Annotated in this window: 14 protein-coding genes; 7 read left to right on the top strand and 7 right to left on the bottom strand. The window is 65.0% G+C overall.

All coding sequences use genetic code 11. The features are described from left to right. Positions 1-160 precede the first annotated feature (160 nt). Positions 161-2,692, bottom strand: coding sequence for a fused MFS/spermidine synthase (locus tag ACVMB1_RS23120; RefSeq protein WP_076823888.1), 2,532 nt, complete (start codon positions 2,690-2,692; stop codon positions 161-163). Positions 2,693-2,907: 215 nt separating this feature from the next. After that, positions 2,908-3,165 carry a hypothetical protein gene (locus ACVMB1_RS23115; RefSeq protein ID WP_311988559.1) on the bottom strand — a complete coding sequence of 86 codons (258 nt, stop codon included), beginning with the start codon at positions 3,163-3,165 and terminating at the stop codon, positions 2,908-2,910. A 527-nt stretch (positions 3,166-3,692) separates the two neighbouring features. Here ACVMB1_RS23115 and ACVMB1_RS23110 point away from each other — a divergent pair. The 5 genes from ACVMB1_RS23110 to ACVMB1_RS23090 all read left to right on the top strand — a co-directional run bounded on the left by ACVMB1_RS23110 (position 3,693) and on the right by ACVMB1_RS23090 (position 7,402). Beyond that, positions 3,693-3,992: a hypothetical protein gene (locus tag ACVMB1_RS23110; RefSeq protein WP_210262749.1), complete on the top strand. Its 300-nt coding sequence runs from the start codon at positions 3,693-3,695 to the stop codon at positions 3,990-3,992. Between the two features lie 159 nt (positions 3,993-4,151). Further along, positions 4,152-4,697, top strand: coding sequence for a molybdopterin-guanine dinucleotide biosynthesis protein B (mobB, locus tag ACVMB1_RS23105; protein WP_141339621.1), 546 nt, complete (start codon positions 4,152-4,154; stop codon positions 4,695-4,697). Positions 4,698-4,751: 54 nt separating this feature from the next. After that, positions 4,752-5,021: a sulfurtransferase TusA family protein gene (locus tag ACVMB1_RS23100; protein WP_057014863.1), complete on the top strand. Its 270-nt coding sequence runs from the start codon at positions 4,752-4,754 to the stop codon at positions 5,019-5,021. A 325-nt stretch (positions 5,022-5,346) separates the two neighbouring features. Further along, positions 5,347-7,002: an OFA family MFS transporter gene (locus tag ACVMB1_RS23095; RefSeq protein WP_076823893.1), complete on the top strand. Its 1,656-nt coding sequence runs from the start codon at positions 5,347-5,349 to the stop codon at positions 7,000-7,002. Between the two features lie 151 nt (positions 7,003-7,153). After that, positions 7,154-7,402: a hypothetical protein gene (locus tag ACVMB1_RS23090; protein WP_028342462.1), complete on the top strand. Its 249-nt coding sequence runs from the start codon at positions 7,154-7,156 to the stop codon at positions 7,400-7,402. A gap of 81 nt (positions 7,403-7,483) precedes the next feature. On the opposite strand, the gene lon is transcribed toward ACVMB1_RS23090, so the two are convergent. Further along, a complete protein-coding gene (gene lon / locus ACVMB1_RS23085) occupies positions 7,484-9,862 on the bottom strand; it encodes an endopeptidase La (protein WP_076823896.1) in 2,379 nt (792 codons plus the stop codon). 11 nt (positions 9,863-9,873) lie between these two features. Beyond that, the gene (locus ACVMB1_RS23080) at positions 9,874-10,281 is read right to left on the bottom strand and encodes an Hsp20/alpha crystallin family protein (protein WP_028332710.1); all 408 of its coding nucleotides are present in this window, start codon (positions 10,279-10,281) and stop codon (positions 9,874-9,876) included. 263 nt (positions 10,282-10,544) lie between these two features. Between ACVMB1_RS23080 and ACVMB1_RS23075 the strand changes: the two genes are divergently transcribed. Together ACVMB1_RS23075 and ACVMB1_RS23070 are read left to right on the top strand one after the other, a co-directional pair. Continuing rightward, complete coding sequence (locus ACVMB1_RS23075; RefSeq protein WP_076823899.1) at positions 10,545-10,820, top strand: hypothetical protein; 276 nt, start codon at positions 10,545-10,547, stop codon at positions 10,818-10,820. A 1-nt stretch (position 10,821) separates the two neighbouring features. Further along, positions 10,822-10,986 carry a hypothetical protein gene (locus tag ACVMB1_RS23070; protein WP_158074157.1) on the top strand — a complete coding sequence of 55 codons (165 nt, stop codon included), beginning with the start codon at positions 10,822-10,824 and terminating at the stop codon, positions 10,984-10,986. Between the two features lie 218 nt (positions 10,987-11,204). Here the strand turns inward: ACVMB1_RS23070 and ACVMB1_RS23065 are convergent, their stop codons facing one another. From ACVMB1_RS23065 to dapA, 3 genes are all read right to left on the bottom strand, one after another. After that, entirely contained in the window at positions 11,205-11,966 is a 762-nt protein-coding gene (locus ACVMB1_RS23065; protein WP_028332707.1) for a slipin family protein, read from the bottom strand. After that, positions 11,963-13,372: an NfeD family protein gene (locus ACVMB1_RS23060; RefSeq protein WP_076823902.1), complete on the bottom strand. Its 1,410-nt coding sequence runs from the start codon at positions 13,370-13,372 to the stop codon at positions 11,963-11,965. The genes ACVMB1_RS23065 and ACVMB1_RS23060 overlap by 4 nt, the downstream gene beginning before the upstream one ends. Before the next feature lie 114 nt (positions 13,373-13,486). Continuing rightward, entirely contained in the window at positions 13,487-14,416 is a 930-nt protein-coding gene (gene dapA, locus ACVMB1_RS23055) for a 4-hydroxy-tetrahydrodipicolinate synthase (RefSeq protein ID WP_076823904.1), read from the bottom strand. Positions 14,417-14,430 lie beyond the last annotated feature (14 nt).

Raw genomic sequence — 14,430 nt, 5'->3', positions numbered from 1 at the left:
CAGCATCGCGTAACAATTTGCGTTTGTGGTTATGGGTCCCTGCTTTCGCACTGCTTTCGCAGGGACGACACTGAGCTTGTTGCGCTAGCTGTGAGTCAAAACATCCGCATTCTCGCGACATTCGGGGACTTCCTGATGCGGTGTGCCGAAGGCACCCTGATCACTCGCTCAGCTTGCGGTCCAGGAAGTCGACGTAGGAATTGTCCGGGTCCAGTTTGACGGCCAGGCGAAGCGCGGCCCGGGCGGCGGACTTGTCGCCGTCGGCCGTGGCCTTGTGCTCGTCCAGGATCGCATTGGCCACCGTGCGCGCGGTGTCGAGACGGGCCTCGTCGATGGAACGGTCGGCAAGATAGGCTTCCACCGGCTCGCGGAGGCGCTTCAGTTCGTCCACGCTGACCGAACCCAGCGGATACCAGTTGTAATATTCGAGACGCGGCCGATCATCCGTGAGGGTCGGCACATCCCCGACAAAGGCCGCGAGTTTTTCATCGGCGGCGATGAATGTCGCCAGGAAATCCTCGGGCGAGCCGAGGCCGTTCGCCGTCAGGTCTTCAGCCACCGCGGGCTTCGACATGCGCATGGCGAGCTCGTGCGGATCGATGTTCAACGGTTCATCGGAGGCGATCGCCACGCCTTCCATTCTGGACGGCAGCCACAGCGAGACATGCTTGAACTGGCCCATCATGGCCTTGAGTATCATCTTCGGAAGGATGCCGCGGTTGAAATCCAGCGGCACCCATTGCGCGAGAACGCCGCCGGGACGCATCCTCTGCTTTGCCAGCGCATAGAATTCCTCCGTGTAGAGGTTGATGACGCCGGCATCATGGGGCGGTGGCGGCTCGAGCGTGATGACGTCAAATGTCTCCTTGGTCCCCAGCAGGAAGTGGCGCCCGTCCGCGACGATCTGATGGACCTTGGGATTTTGATAGAATTGCTTGTTGATCGGCACGAAGCGGGGCGCGAATTCGAACACCGTTGATGCCAGATCGACCGCGTCGATGGATTGCAATTCTTCATGGGTGCTCACCGCTCCCACCGTGGTTCCGGTCCCGATGCAAATGACGACAGCCGTTTCAACCGGGCCCTGGTGCAGCAGAACGGGATAATGCCCCATCGCGGCCATGTAGCGTCTGCCCTCGGGACGGTTGTTGGCGTAGCTCTTCGAATTCACCACCAACTGCTGATAGGTGCCAGCCGCCTTCTCGCGATACTCGACCACCGCAAAGGTCGCTTGCCGGGTTTCCCGCAACTCGAGCACATTGGCGCCTTCGATCGCGGTCAGGACCCGCTCCAGATAGTGCGGAGTGAAGAGCAGCAGTGCTACGGCTATGACGCTCGCGGCGATCGTCCCCTGCCGCCACAGGCTCCTTTCTCTCAGAAGATCCGGCTGCGACACGGTGGTCGCGACGAACAGCAGGACGTTCACGACAATCAGCGCGGTGAGCGCGCCCTGGCTGCCCAGATACGGGATCAGCAGAAAGCCCGCCGCCAGCGAGCCCACGACGCCGCCAATCGTGTTCAAGGCGTAGAGCGTGCCGATCCTGCGGCCGAGCGCGCTCATCTGCATCACGGTCAGCTCGCTGGCCAGGGGAAAGCTGATGCCGATCAGCGTCGTCGGCAGCAACAGCGCAACAGCGCAGACCAGGAAGAATGAAACGTCACCCCCCAACAGCTCCTGCACCGGGACTGGAAGCAGGCCCGATACGATGGGAGACAGCGCTACTCCCATGGTCCGCGCCTTGCCGAGCATTCCGACGGTCAGCGTGGCTGCAACCGCGATCAGCAGCTGCGTCACGGCGAAGTATCGCAGCAATTGATCCTTGCGGGGGGCGAGTAGCCTGGCGCAGATCAGGGCGCCGATCACGAGCCCCAGCAGGTAAACGCCGAGCATGCCCGAGAACGCGTAGACGCTCGAGGTGCTGACATTGGTCAGGAATCGGAACCAGACGACCTCATAGGCGATCGATACAAAACCGGAGCACGCGAAAATCCAGATCAGGATCGACGTCCTGCCACGCGCGGTCGCGGCGGTTTGCACCGGCGCCTGTGCCGCGACCGGCAAGAGCGGGCTTGCGCCGCGCGCAACGAACAGGGCAACGACGCCGACGCAGACATACAGCGCTGCCGCAACCAGGCTTGATCCCGCGATGCCCCAGAGGCCCATCAGCACAAAGCCGACCGCCAGGGTGCCGATGGCGGCGCCGAGGGTATTGAACCCGTAGAGCAGACCGATGCGATTGGCGAGGTCGGTTTGTGTGCGGGTCAGGAATCTCACCAGGAAGGGCAGGGTCGCGCCCATCAACATCGTCGGTAGCGACAGGATGGCGAGCGACACGGCGACCATGAGAGGCAGCCGGAATGGCGACTCCAGATCCAGCATCGGTGACAGCCAGCCCACCCATGTCGGCCAATGCGACAGAAACGCGGTGACCGCGAGAGAAACGAGGGCGAGGGCGAGTTCGAGCAGCCCGTAAATTTTCAGCGGGCGGCTGACGGTGTCGGCGATCCGGCCTCCCAGGGCGCTGCCCAGCGAGAGACCGAAAAAGAAGCTTGCCACCGTGACGCTGACGGAGACGGTCGCGCTTCCCAGCACGAATTGCAGTTGCTTGAACCAGAGAACCTGCAGGATCAGCGATGCCGCGCCCGATGCCAGAAAGATCGCCGTGACCAGAACCCGGTTTTTCAGGCTCACGGCGTCTCGAACGTCACCACGATTGCGCACTGGACCGCTCTCCCGTTGAACGGAGAACAGGTAAGGCGAATGCTCTTAATATTGCCTTATGGCGGAGCGGCGCTGCGCGGCCGCCGGATCCCGTTGAAATTGCTCGTAAAATTGCCGTTTGGCGGATGCTTGCAGGGGGCCGAACGATCGCGCTGTGAGAGGGCCTTTTGCGTTGCGGATCCAGCTCAATGCCGCATCGCCGTCTCCACGAACTCCAGCACGGAGCGCGGGACCTCTTCGTATTCGACGAAACGGCGCCGAAGCTCGTCGGCAATGTCGGTCGTGACGTCGCGCGACCATCCTTCGTTGGTATTGAAGGCCACGATGCGGACCGGACGGCTGTACTGGTCATCCAGCAGGCGGCGGATCAGCGTTTTCCGGTCAGTGCCTTCTTCGTCGGTTTCGCTCCAGGCACGGCCCAGTCGGCCAAAATCGTTCAGCACCAGATAGGTGTCGTGATCGATTGAATGCGGCACAATCGAAGGCGAGCGAGGCATACATAGTCCTCCATGCTGCACATTATCGTGTTCCGATCGCCCTGCGTATCGGAAATTTCGAGGTAAATCCGCTGGATAGCGGGATCGCGCGTGACGTGAGCGGGGGCTGCAACATGCATTGGAGCAAACCGTCCCGTCGCTGGTTATCTCTTGTCACCGACATGGGCCCTGTTGTGGATGTCGGTGGTTGAGCGACCGATGGGGCTCCCACCCGCTCGAGGAGCGGAGCGATGTTAAGAAGGCTTCGTTTTAGGAATACAACGCTGGAAGAAGTGCTGGCAGTCGATACGCAGCGGCCGCGGAAGAGGCTACGGATGCGTGACCAGCCCCCGAGAGAGAGCCGATCGGCAAGGCTGGCCAAGCCGGGGCGGCCTGTCAGTCAACGAAACGACTGACCCTGCGGGATAGCGCGCCGAGCCCAACTTGCGCGGCGGCCCGTGAACGGGTTCGCCGATTGCGGCGACCAATCCATCATGGCATTCGACACCGCCAACTTCCGTAAGATTGCCGCGCTCGTCGCGGCGGCCGGCACCTTGTTCTGGCTCTACACCTTCTACGCCATCGCCCATGTGCCGCCTGGCGACGGTACCGGCTTCCAGTGGCTGGCGGTCTTTCCGCTCGGCATGGTGTTCGGCCTGTTCTTCCTGCCGGCCTGGCTGCTCGTCGCCATCGGCCGATTGCCGAGATTCACCGCGGCGTTTGGGTGTGGCCTGATCGCGTTCGCGGTGCTGTGGGCGCAGCTGCTGCAGGAGTTTCCGAGGGCGGTCCTCTAGCGCGCCAGCCCATCCTCATCCGCCGGCGAGCCTGGCATGACATTGCTCCAAGGCTGATATAAGCAGCGTTGGGCGCAAGTCGCGGCTTTCCGCCGTCACGGCTGGTCCCGGCCATCCATGTCGGGCGGAACCGCGGGCGTGGATACCCTAACGATTGGCATGTCTTCGGAGACGCGTATGAAAGTGATTGGCCTCGCGGGCTGGAGCGGTGCCGGCAAGACCACCCTGCTGTCGCGGGTGATCCCCTGCCTGCTGGGCCGCGGCCTGCGCGTCTCCGTAATCAAGCACGCCCACCATGAATTCGATGTCGACGTGCCCGGCAAGGACTCCTGGGTGCACCGGCAGTCCGGTGCGACCGAGGTGCTGGTGTCCTCGACGCGGCGCTGGGCGCTGATGCACGAGCTGCGCGGCGCCGATGAGCCGCGGCTGCCGGAGCTGCTCGCCAAGATGGCGCAGGTCGATCTGGTCGTGGTCGAAGGCTTCAAGCGCGAGCCGGTCAACAAGATCGAGGTGTACCGCGCCGCCAACGGCAAGCCGCTGCTGTTTCCCGACGACCCGCGCGTGGTCGGGATTGCCAGCGATGTCGCCGTTGCAACCACGCTGCCGGTCGCGCATCTCGACGACATCGAGGACGTTGCCGAATTGATGCTGCGCGCCGCGATTCCCGTCGACGACGTGCTCGCGTCGGCTCCGGCCGAAGGCTGACGTGGACGGGGAGGCGGCGTTGACGATGCAGGACGGCTTCGCCATGGTCGAACCATGACAACGACGAAGCTCGATCTCACCGGCCTGAAATGCCCGCTGCCGGCGCTGAAGACGCGCAAGGCCCTCCGGAGCGTGACGGCGGGAGATTTCCTCGAGGTGCACTGCACCGATCCGCTTTCGGTGATCGATATCCCGGCCCTCATCCAGGAGACCGGCGACAAGGTCGAGATCACCGAACGAAGCGACGCCCGGATCGTTTTCTTGATCGAGAAGATCAATGGAGCGATAGGCAATTCGAATGCTGCGTTGCCGCGTACGCGCTAGATGCAGCTTGATATCTACCTTTTGCCTATCGACACCTATTTTCCATTCTGCGCGAATTGATAATGTCCGCCGGCTTGTGGTGATGGCGTTGTGCTCGAGTGTGGGCGCATCGACGGACAACGACTGGGCCCGTGCCCAGATCACGGGCTGCACGGCCGGGCATATCCGGCCGTATTGGGGGTTAGCATTTCCGGAATGTGCGTGGTTGGTCCCGACGCATTGAGGAAATGTGCGGAGCTGCCGGCTGACGCTGGCCGCAATGGGTTGAGACGGGATCGAAGACGCAGATGCGCCTGTCGTAATGGCGACTGCAGGGGAGGTGTCAATGACCACAGTGAGCAGTGCCGGACGCGTATCCGCGACAAGCGCAGGTTTCCTCGACAAGGAACATACAATCGCGACCGCCGGCTTCAACCGCTGGCTGGTGCCGCCGGCCGCGCTCTGCATCCATCTGTGCATCGGCATGGCTTACGGCTTCTCGGTGTTCTGGCTGCCGCTGTCGCGCGCGATCGGCCTGACCGCGCCGAAGGCGTGCCCCGACATCTCGCTGGTGCAGGAGCTGTTCACCACCACCTGCGACTGGAAGGTCGCGAGCCTCGGGTGGATGTACACGCTGTTCTTTGTGCTGCTCGGCGTCTCCGCCGCGATCTGGGGCGGCTGGCTCGAGAAGGTCGGTCCGCGCAAGGCCGGCTTCGTCGCGGCGCTGTGCTGGGCCGGCGGTCTCGTGATCGGCGCGCTCGGCGTCTACACGCACCAGCTCTGGCTGATGTGGCTCGGCTCCGGCGTGATCGGCGGCGTCGGCCTCGGCCTCGGCTACATCTCGCCGGTGTCGACGCTGGTGAAATGGTTCCCCGACCGGCGCGGCATGGCGACCGGCATGGCGATCATGGGCTTCGGCGGCGGCGCGATGATCGGCGCCCCGCTCGCCGACAGGCTGATGAACTACTTCAAGACCCCGACCTCGGTCGGCGTCTGGGAGACCTTCCTCGCCATGGGCGCGATCTACTTCGTGTTCATGATGATCGGCGCGTTCCGCTATCGCATCCCGCCGGCCGGCTGGCAGCCCGAAGGCTGGACGCCGCCGACGAAGGCCAACGCGATGATCTCGAGCAAGCACGTCCATCTCGACAACGCGCACAAGACGCCGCAATTCTGGCTGATCTGGTGGGTGCTCTGCCTGAACGTGTCGGCGGGCATCGGCGTGATCGGCATGGCCTCGCCGATGCTGCAGGAGATCTTCGCGGGCAAGCTGATCGGCCTGCCCAATGTCGGCTTCAACCAGCTCGATGCCGGACAGAAGGCGCAGATCGCGGCGATCGCGGCCGGCTTTGCCGGATTGCTGTCGCTGTTCAACATCGGCGGCCGCTTCTTCTGGGCGTCGCTGTCGGACAAGATCGGCCGCAAGAACACCTACTACACGTTCTTCATCCTCGGCATCGCGCTCTACGCGCTGGCGCCGACCTTCGCCGCGATGGGATCGAAGCTGTTGTTCGTGCTCGGCTTCGGCATCATCCTGTCGATGTATGGCGGCGGCTTCGCCACCGTGCCGGCCTATCTCGCCGACATGTTCGGCACCCAGTTCGTCGGCGCCATCCACGGCCGTCTGCTGACGGCATGGTCGACCGCCGGCATCATCGGTCCTGTCGTGGTGAACTACATCCGTGAGTTCCAGCTGGCCGCAGGCGTGCCGCGCGACCAGCTCTACAACACCACGATGTACATCCTGTGCGCCATGTTGATCGCGGGCCTGATCTGCAACTACCTGATCAAGCCGGTCGATGCGAAATGGCATATGAGCGACGCCGAGGTTGCCAAACTGCAGGATGCGAGCGCCAGCGCCGCGGCGGCCGGACCGCATGGTTCCTACGGGATCGGGTTCGGCGGGCTTGACGCCAAGGCGGCGCTGTTCTGGCTGTTCGTCGGCATTCCGCTGGCGTGGGGCGTCTACATGACGCTGCTCAGCGCGGTCAAAATCCTCTGATCGCAGTTCAGGCCGCGCGCGGGCCATCTGGTATCCCGCGCGGCCTGAAGCGTTTTCGAGCGAAGTGGATGCCGGTTCGCGTGAAGAAGACGCGTCAAACAAGAAGCTCTACGCCGTTCAAATCAACAGATAATCAAGGGACATTTCAGTCATGTTTCGTACCGCAAGCTGTCTTGTGGCCGCCCTGCTTCTCGCCGGCTCGCTGCACACCGCGTCAGCCCAGACCACCGAGGCCAAGCCGTCGAAGGTCAAGCTGACCATGCAGAAGCTGAAGGACATGAAGGCGAAGTGGAAGGCCAACAAGCCAAAGCTGAAGGCTTGCCGCGCCGAGGTGAAGTCGAAGGGCCTGACCGGCGACGACCGCTGGTTCTACATCGAAGAATGCATGGGCAAGAGCTGAGCGGCACCGCTCCGCTATCTGCAACGCAAGAGGGCGTGACGGCGATCGCTGTCACGCCCTCTTGTTGCGTTCGAGACGCGGTCACTCCGCGGCGGCGGGCGTCGTCTTGGCGGCCTCCAGCGCGGCTGCGATCGCCTCGTCGACCCGTTCGAGCCAGATGAACTCCAGCTTGGCGCGGGCGCCGGCGGGGATGTCGTCGAAGTCGCGCTTGTTGCGCGCCGGCAGCATCACCCGGGTCAGGCCGGCGGCCGCGGCCGCGACCACCTTCTCCTTGATGCCGCCGACCGGCAGCACCAGGCCGCGCAGCGAGATCTCGCCGGTCATCGCGGTATCGCTGCGCACCGTGCGATCGGTCAGGAGCGAGGTGAGGGCGGTGAACATCGCAACGCCCGCGCTCGGACCGTCCTTCGGCGTCGCGCCGGCCGGAACGTGGACGTGGATGTCGCTCTTCTCGAACACGCCGGGGTCGATGCCGAGCTGCGAGGCCCGGCTCTTCACCAGGGTTAGCGCGGCCTGCACGCTCTCGCGCATCACCTCGCCGAGCTGGCCGGTGAGGATCAACGCGCCGCGGCCCGGCGTGCGCGACGCCTCGATGAACAGGATGTCGCCGCCGACCGGGGTCCAGGCCAGCCCGGTGGCAACGCCCGGGATGCTGGTGCGCATCGCGATCTCGTTCTCGAACCTCGGCTGGCCGAGCAGCGAGACGATGTCCTTCGGCGCGATGGTGACGTGGCTGGTGCTGCCCTCGGCGATCTGCACCGCGACGTTGCGCAGCACCTTGCCGATCTCGCGCTCCAGGTTGCGCACGCCGGCCTCGCGGGTGTAGCTGCGGATGATCAGCCGCAGCGCATCCGGATCGATCTCGACCTGCTCGGCCTTGATGCCGTTGGCCTCGAGCTGGCGGCGGACCAGATAGCGCTTGGCGATCTCGAGCTTCTCGTCCTCGGTGTAGCCGGCGAGACTGATCAGCTCCATGCGGTCGAGCAGCGGGCCGGGGACGCCGTCGAGCATGTTGGCGGTGGCGATGAAGACGACGCGCGAGAGGTCGAACGGCACGCCGAGATAATTGTCGCGGAAGGTGCTGTTCTGCTCGGGGTCGAGCACTTCCAGCATCGCGGCCGACGGATCGCCCTGGATGCCACGGCCCATCTTGTCGATCTCATCCAGCATCATCACGCAATTGCGTGCGCCGGCTTTCTTGATCGCCTGGATGATGTTGCCAGGCAGCGCCCCGATGTAGGTGCGGCGATGGCCGCGGATCTCGGCCTCGTCATGCACGCCGCCGAGCGAGACGCGGACGAACGGCCGCGCCATCGCGCGCGCGATCGATTGGCCGAGCGAGGTCTTGCCGACCCCGGGCGGCCCGAGGAAGCACAGGATCGGCGCCTTGCCGCCGGGCGCGAGCTTGCGCACCGCGAGATATTCGATGATGCGGCTCTTGATCTTCTCGAGGCCATAATGGTCCTGGTCGAGGATCTTGCGCGCCTCCGCGATGTCGATCGGCTTCTCCTCCGGAATGCTCCAGGGCAGATCGATCAGCCAGTCGAGATAGCTGCGCACCATGCCGGATTCGGCCGCTGCCTCCGGCATCCGCTCGTAGCGGCGCAGTTCCTTCTGCGCCTGGCTTTCGGCCTCCGGCGGCATCTTGGCCTCGACGATCGCCTTGGTCAGCTCGGCGACTTCCGCGGCCTTGCCGTCACCTTCGCCGAGCTGGCGCTGGATCGTCGCCATCTGCTCGCGCAGGATCGCCTCGCGCTGCCGCTCGTCGAACACGGCCTTGGTCTTCTGCCCGATCTCCTGGCTCAGCCGCAGCACCTCGATACGTTCGGCGAGGTGACGCGACACCTTGTCCATCCGTGCCACGAGATCGATGGTTTCCAGGATGTCCTGTTTCTCCGACGGCTTGATGTCCATGTAGGACGTCGCAAGGTCGGCAAGGGTTGCCGGCGAGGTGGTGCCCTGCAGCGCGGCGATCAGCTCCTGCGGCACTTGCGGCAGCAATTGCGCGGCCTCCAGAGCCTGGCGCTGCAGATTGAGGAAGCGCGCCTCGATCTCGGGCGAGGTGGTGGTCGGCTCCGGGATTTGCAGCACGCGGGCCGCGAGGAACGGCGTGCCCGGCAGATAGTCGAGCACGCGCATGCGCTGCACGCCCTGGCAGACCAGATGGTGGCTGTCGTCCGCACCGGTGATGTAGCGCACGATGTTGGCTGTGGTGCCGACGCGGTAAAGCCCGTCGGGGCCGGGATCGTTGGTCTCGGGATCGCGCTGCAGCAGGATGCCGATCGGCCGCTGCTCGCGCACCGCCTGCTGGGCCGCGGCAATCGAGGTCGCCCGGGCGATCGTGATCGGAATGATGACATCCGGAAACAGCACGGTGTTGCGCACCGGGACGATGATCAGCGCGTCGCTCGGGATCGGCGTCGAAGTTGAAGCTGGGCTTGAAACGTCTGAGGCAGCCATGTCGAAATCCTTTAGCTCGACTTTCCGAGCCGCAGGCCGACGCAACCATGCGCGGCAAAGCGGCTGATCGTGTAGCGGCCGGTCGGCAGCGCGATGCGGCGCTCGAACCGGCCCTGCGGCAGTTCGAGGCGCAGGATACGGGCGTTGCGGAGCTCAGGGGGCAGGGTGCGGCGGCCGGAGATCACCAGCGTGCCGCCGTCGAGCGCGGCCTCGACCTCGTCGGGATCGACCCCCGGCAACGCGACCAGGATCAGGATTTCATCCTCGGTCTCGATCACGTCGGTCGGCGGTTCCCAGCTCGGCTCGGTGCTTCCCGCGCGCGGGTGCAAATTGAGGAAGCTCTGGTGCAGCCGTTCGGCGCGGGCGAGCGCCTCGATCGCATCCGACAGCATCCAGTTGATCTGATCCTTGGGCCGCATGGGCACTCTCCACGTCGCATTGGGAGGCAAGGTTACCGGTCTTGCCGCCGACCGTAAACCTGCCCCTCGCGCCGCTGATCGAGGGTAAAATTGTCCGAAATGTCGCGATTCGCGGCATGACGGCGGTGCACGGACCGCAGCCGGACGCTTATGCCGCGGCTATGTGACAGGACCGCGGCTGCTCTCGAATTCCTACGGCCTTCCCCGCATCTTTTGCCGTGATGCGGTGCGCTCGCGCGCGCCGCCAAACGGGAAGGTGGCACATGACCCTGCTCCATTACCACGATGCCCGGCCGCACGGTTCGGCCGGCGCCATGCCCTTGATGCTGCGGCGGACGTTCCGGCGGATCGGCCTCGTCTTCAGGACTGTTCACCGTGCGATCGCCGCCGCCAAGATTCATCGGCTCCGCAATGAGCTGCTGCTGCATCGCGGCCACGAGGATTGGGCGCGGACCAACCTCAACGTCGGCATGCTCGGCGGCGACGCCGAGAGATATCCACGGGCGCCGGTCGTGCTCGGCGAGAAGTGGGACTACTGAGATGCGCACAGTTTTGTTCATCGCTGCCCTGCCGCGCCGCGCCGCAGAAGGGCTGCTCGCATTCCTCGCCTGGATCGGCGAGGAGCCGATCGGCGGCTACCGGCCCGAGGCGCATTACATGCGCGGTCCGGGACCTGCGTGGCGGGCCAAGCATCGCGGGCGTTAAGCCCCCGAACCCATCCGCGTCATTGCGAGGAGCATGGCGACGAAGCAATCCATATCTCCGCATGTGGCGCGATGGATTGCTTCGCGGAGCCTGTCATCGGGCGCACGTTCGCGCGGCCCGTTGGCTCGCAGTGACGTGCAGAGGCCGCGGCGCCTACGAGACCCACGATCCCGAGCGCGCCGACCTTGAGCGACCGTCGTTTCTACTCCCAAACCAGTTCACGTCGCTTCACGTCGCGGCGCCAGGTGATCGAGAAGGTTCATCGGCAGCGGGAAGACCACGGTCGAGGAGCGCTCGCCGGCAATGTCGTGCAGCGCCGCGAAGTAGCGCAGCTGCATCGCTTGCGGCTCCTGGGCGAGGATCCGGCCGGCCTCGACCAGCTTCTCGGCGGCCTGCTGCTCGCCCATCGCGTTGATCACCTTGGCGCGCCGCAGCCGTTCCGCCTCGGCCTGCTTGGCGATCGCCCGCACCATCGTCTCATTGAGATCGATATCCTTGATCTCGACCCCGGTGACCTTGATGCCCCAGACGTCGGTCTGCCTGTCGAGGGTCTCCTGGATATCGGCGTTCAGCTTGTCGCGTTCCGCCAGCATCTCGTCGAGCTCGTGCTTGCCGAGCACCGAACGCAGCGTGGTCTGCGCAAGCTGGCTGGTCGCAGCCATGTAGTCGCTGACCTTGATGATGGCGCGCTCGGGATCGACGATGCGGAAGTAGAGCACGGCGTTGACCTTGACCGAGACGTTGTCGCGCGAAATCACGTCCTGCGGCGGCACCACCTGCACCACCACCCTGAGATCGACCTTCACCAGCTGCTGCACCACCGGAATCAGGATGATGAGCCCCGGGCCCTTCACCCCGGTGAAACGGCCGAGCGTGAAGATGACGCCGCGCTCGTATTCGCGCAGCACGCGCACGGCCTGGGTCAGGAATACGATGATCAGCAGCGCGATCGCCGCATAGGTGAAATAATCAAGCATCATGCCTTACCTCCCTCGCCGGGAGAGGCCGGCGTGCGCCGTACCACCAGCGTCAAATCGATGATGTTGGCGACCTCGACCGTGTCTCCCGCCGTGAATGTCTCGGTGCTGCGCGCTTGCCAGCGTTCGCCGTTGGTGAAGACGTGACCCGTGGTCTCGGACCAGTCGAGCACCTCGGCCGATAGCCCGCGCATGGCTTGCGCACCGATCCGCACCGGGCCCTTGCGCGCCCGGCGGAGCGCGCCGAGCACGACGAGAATGAGCCCGGTGAACATCGCGGCGATGATGCCGATGACCGGCCATGACAGCCGGTAACCGGGCGCCTCGATCCGAAACAGCATGGCTGCTCCAAGCACGAAGGCGACTATTCCTCCGAGGCCGATCATGACGGTCGGGTTGAAGGCTTCGATTGCGAGCAGCGCGATCCCGACCAGCATCAGGGCGAAGCCCGCGTAGTTGATCGGCAGCATGTTGAGTGCGTACAGACCGAGCAGCAGGCAGATCGTCCCGACAACCCCGGGCGCCACGGCACCGGGCGACATGAACTCGAAGATCAGGCCGTAGATGCCGACCATCAGGAGAATGAATGCGATGTTGGGGTCGGTGATGACCGCAAGCGCGCGCGCGATCCAGGTGGGATCGATGGCCTCGATCGCGGTGTCCGTGGTCGCCAGGCGTTGCGTCTTGCCGCCGGGAAGCTCGATGGTCCGGCCATCGACCTGCCTGAGCAGGTCGGCCGGATCGCGCGCGGTGAGATCGATGACGTTGGCCTGCAGCGCTGCGTTGGCGGAGAGGGTGGCGGCATCGCGCACCGCCTTCTCGGCCCAGTCGGCATTGCGGCCGCGCAATTCGGCCAGGCTGCGGATGAAGGCAACGGCATCATTCGTCACCTTCGCCGTCATGGCATCCTTGGTTTCGGACGGATGGCCGCCGTCCTTCTGGTCCTTGTCGCCCTTGTCCGGGGTGCTGCCCGGCAGCCCCGGTATCGGGCCGCCGATCTGCACCGGCGTCGCGGCGCCGATATTGGTGCCGGGCGCCATGGCCGCGAGATGGGTCGCATAGAGGATATAGGTCCCGGCGCTCGCGGCATGGGCGCCGGATGGCGCAACGTAGCCGACCACGGGAACGGGCGAGGCCAGCACGTCGGCGATGATCTCACGCATGCTGGTGCTGAGGCCGCCCGGCGTATTCAAACGCAGGATAACAATTTCGGCGTGGCGCTCGGCGGCCTTGGCCAGGCCGTCCTTGACGTAGCTGGCCGCTGCCGGCCCAATTGCCCCGTCGATTGAAATGGTCAGGCCAAGATGGCTGTTGTCCGCGGCCGGACCGGGACGGATGGAGACAACCAGAGCGACCAGGACGGTCGCAACAACGAGGGCCGCCTTGAAGGTGGTGTGCACGGCAAGCACTCCCTTGCCGTGGATATGGGGCGCCGTTTCGGAACCTCAAGTTGGCGCCGCGTCACGGGCACCGTGTGCTCATCGCATTGTGCATTGCGATGGCTTCCGTCGGGTCGGCAAACCTCAATGCGCGGCTGCGAGGTACTCGTCGGCAAGCTCAGCCATCGCCTGCGAGACCTCGGCCTTTGCCGACCCGTTCAATTGCACGATCGGCAGCCGCGTCGTCGGCGGCATGAATCCCAGAAGCGACAGCGCGAACTTCAATGCGGCGGGATGCTCGCGCTCCAGCAAGGTCGCAAGCGGCACCAGCCGCTGGTGCAACTCCCGCGCCTGATACAACCGTCCCTCGCGGAAATGCCTGTGAACGGCCACGTACAGATCGGGCGCGACGTTTGTCACGACCGAGATGCAGCCATCGCCACCGGCGGCGAGCCAGGCCAACGAGGAGGCGTCGTCGCCGGTCAGCATTCGGAATGTCGCCGGCAGGCGTGAGCGCAGGCGCGCCAGCCGGGCAACGTCACCGCTGCCATCGCGCAATCCCACGAAGCGTGGCGATGCGGCGAGCTCGAGCAGCGTCTCGTTGGCAAGGCCCTTGACCGTGCGCGACGGAATGTCGTGCAGGATGACGGGCAGCGTGGTGGCCGCGGCGACCGCGTGGAAATGCGCCGCCGTGCCCCGTGGCATAGGCTTGTTGTAATAGGGTACGACCGACATGACGGCGTCGGCGCCGGCCGCTTCCGCGGCCCGGGTGAATGTGACGGCGCGATCGGTCGCGTTCGATCCGGCGCCGGCGATGATGCGAACCCGCTTGCGCGCGACGCCGGCCGCGATCCGGACCAGCTGCGCACGTTCCGCGGGCTCCAGCGTCGCGCTTTCACCTGCGGTCTCGCCGACCACCAGCGCGGTGGCGCCGGCCGCGATCTGGCGCTCGCACAGCCGGCCGAACGCGTCCACGTCGATCTCGCCCCGATGGTTGAAGGGGGTCGGAAGATCGGGGATGAAGCCCGACAGCCATCCGGCCGTGTCGGCTTTCGCAGCCGTTTGCCAGGTCATGTTTGTCAAGTCAT

This window comes from Bradyrhizobium sp. USDA 4504 (genome assembly GCF_054063995.1).
Note: the sequence above shows the minus strand (reverse complement) of the source record. Positions and strands in the feature narration are given on the sequence as shown.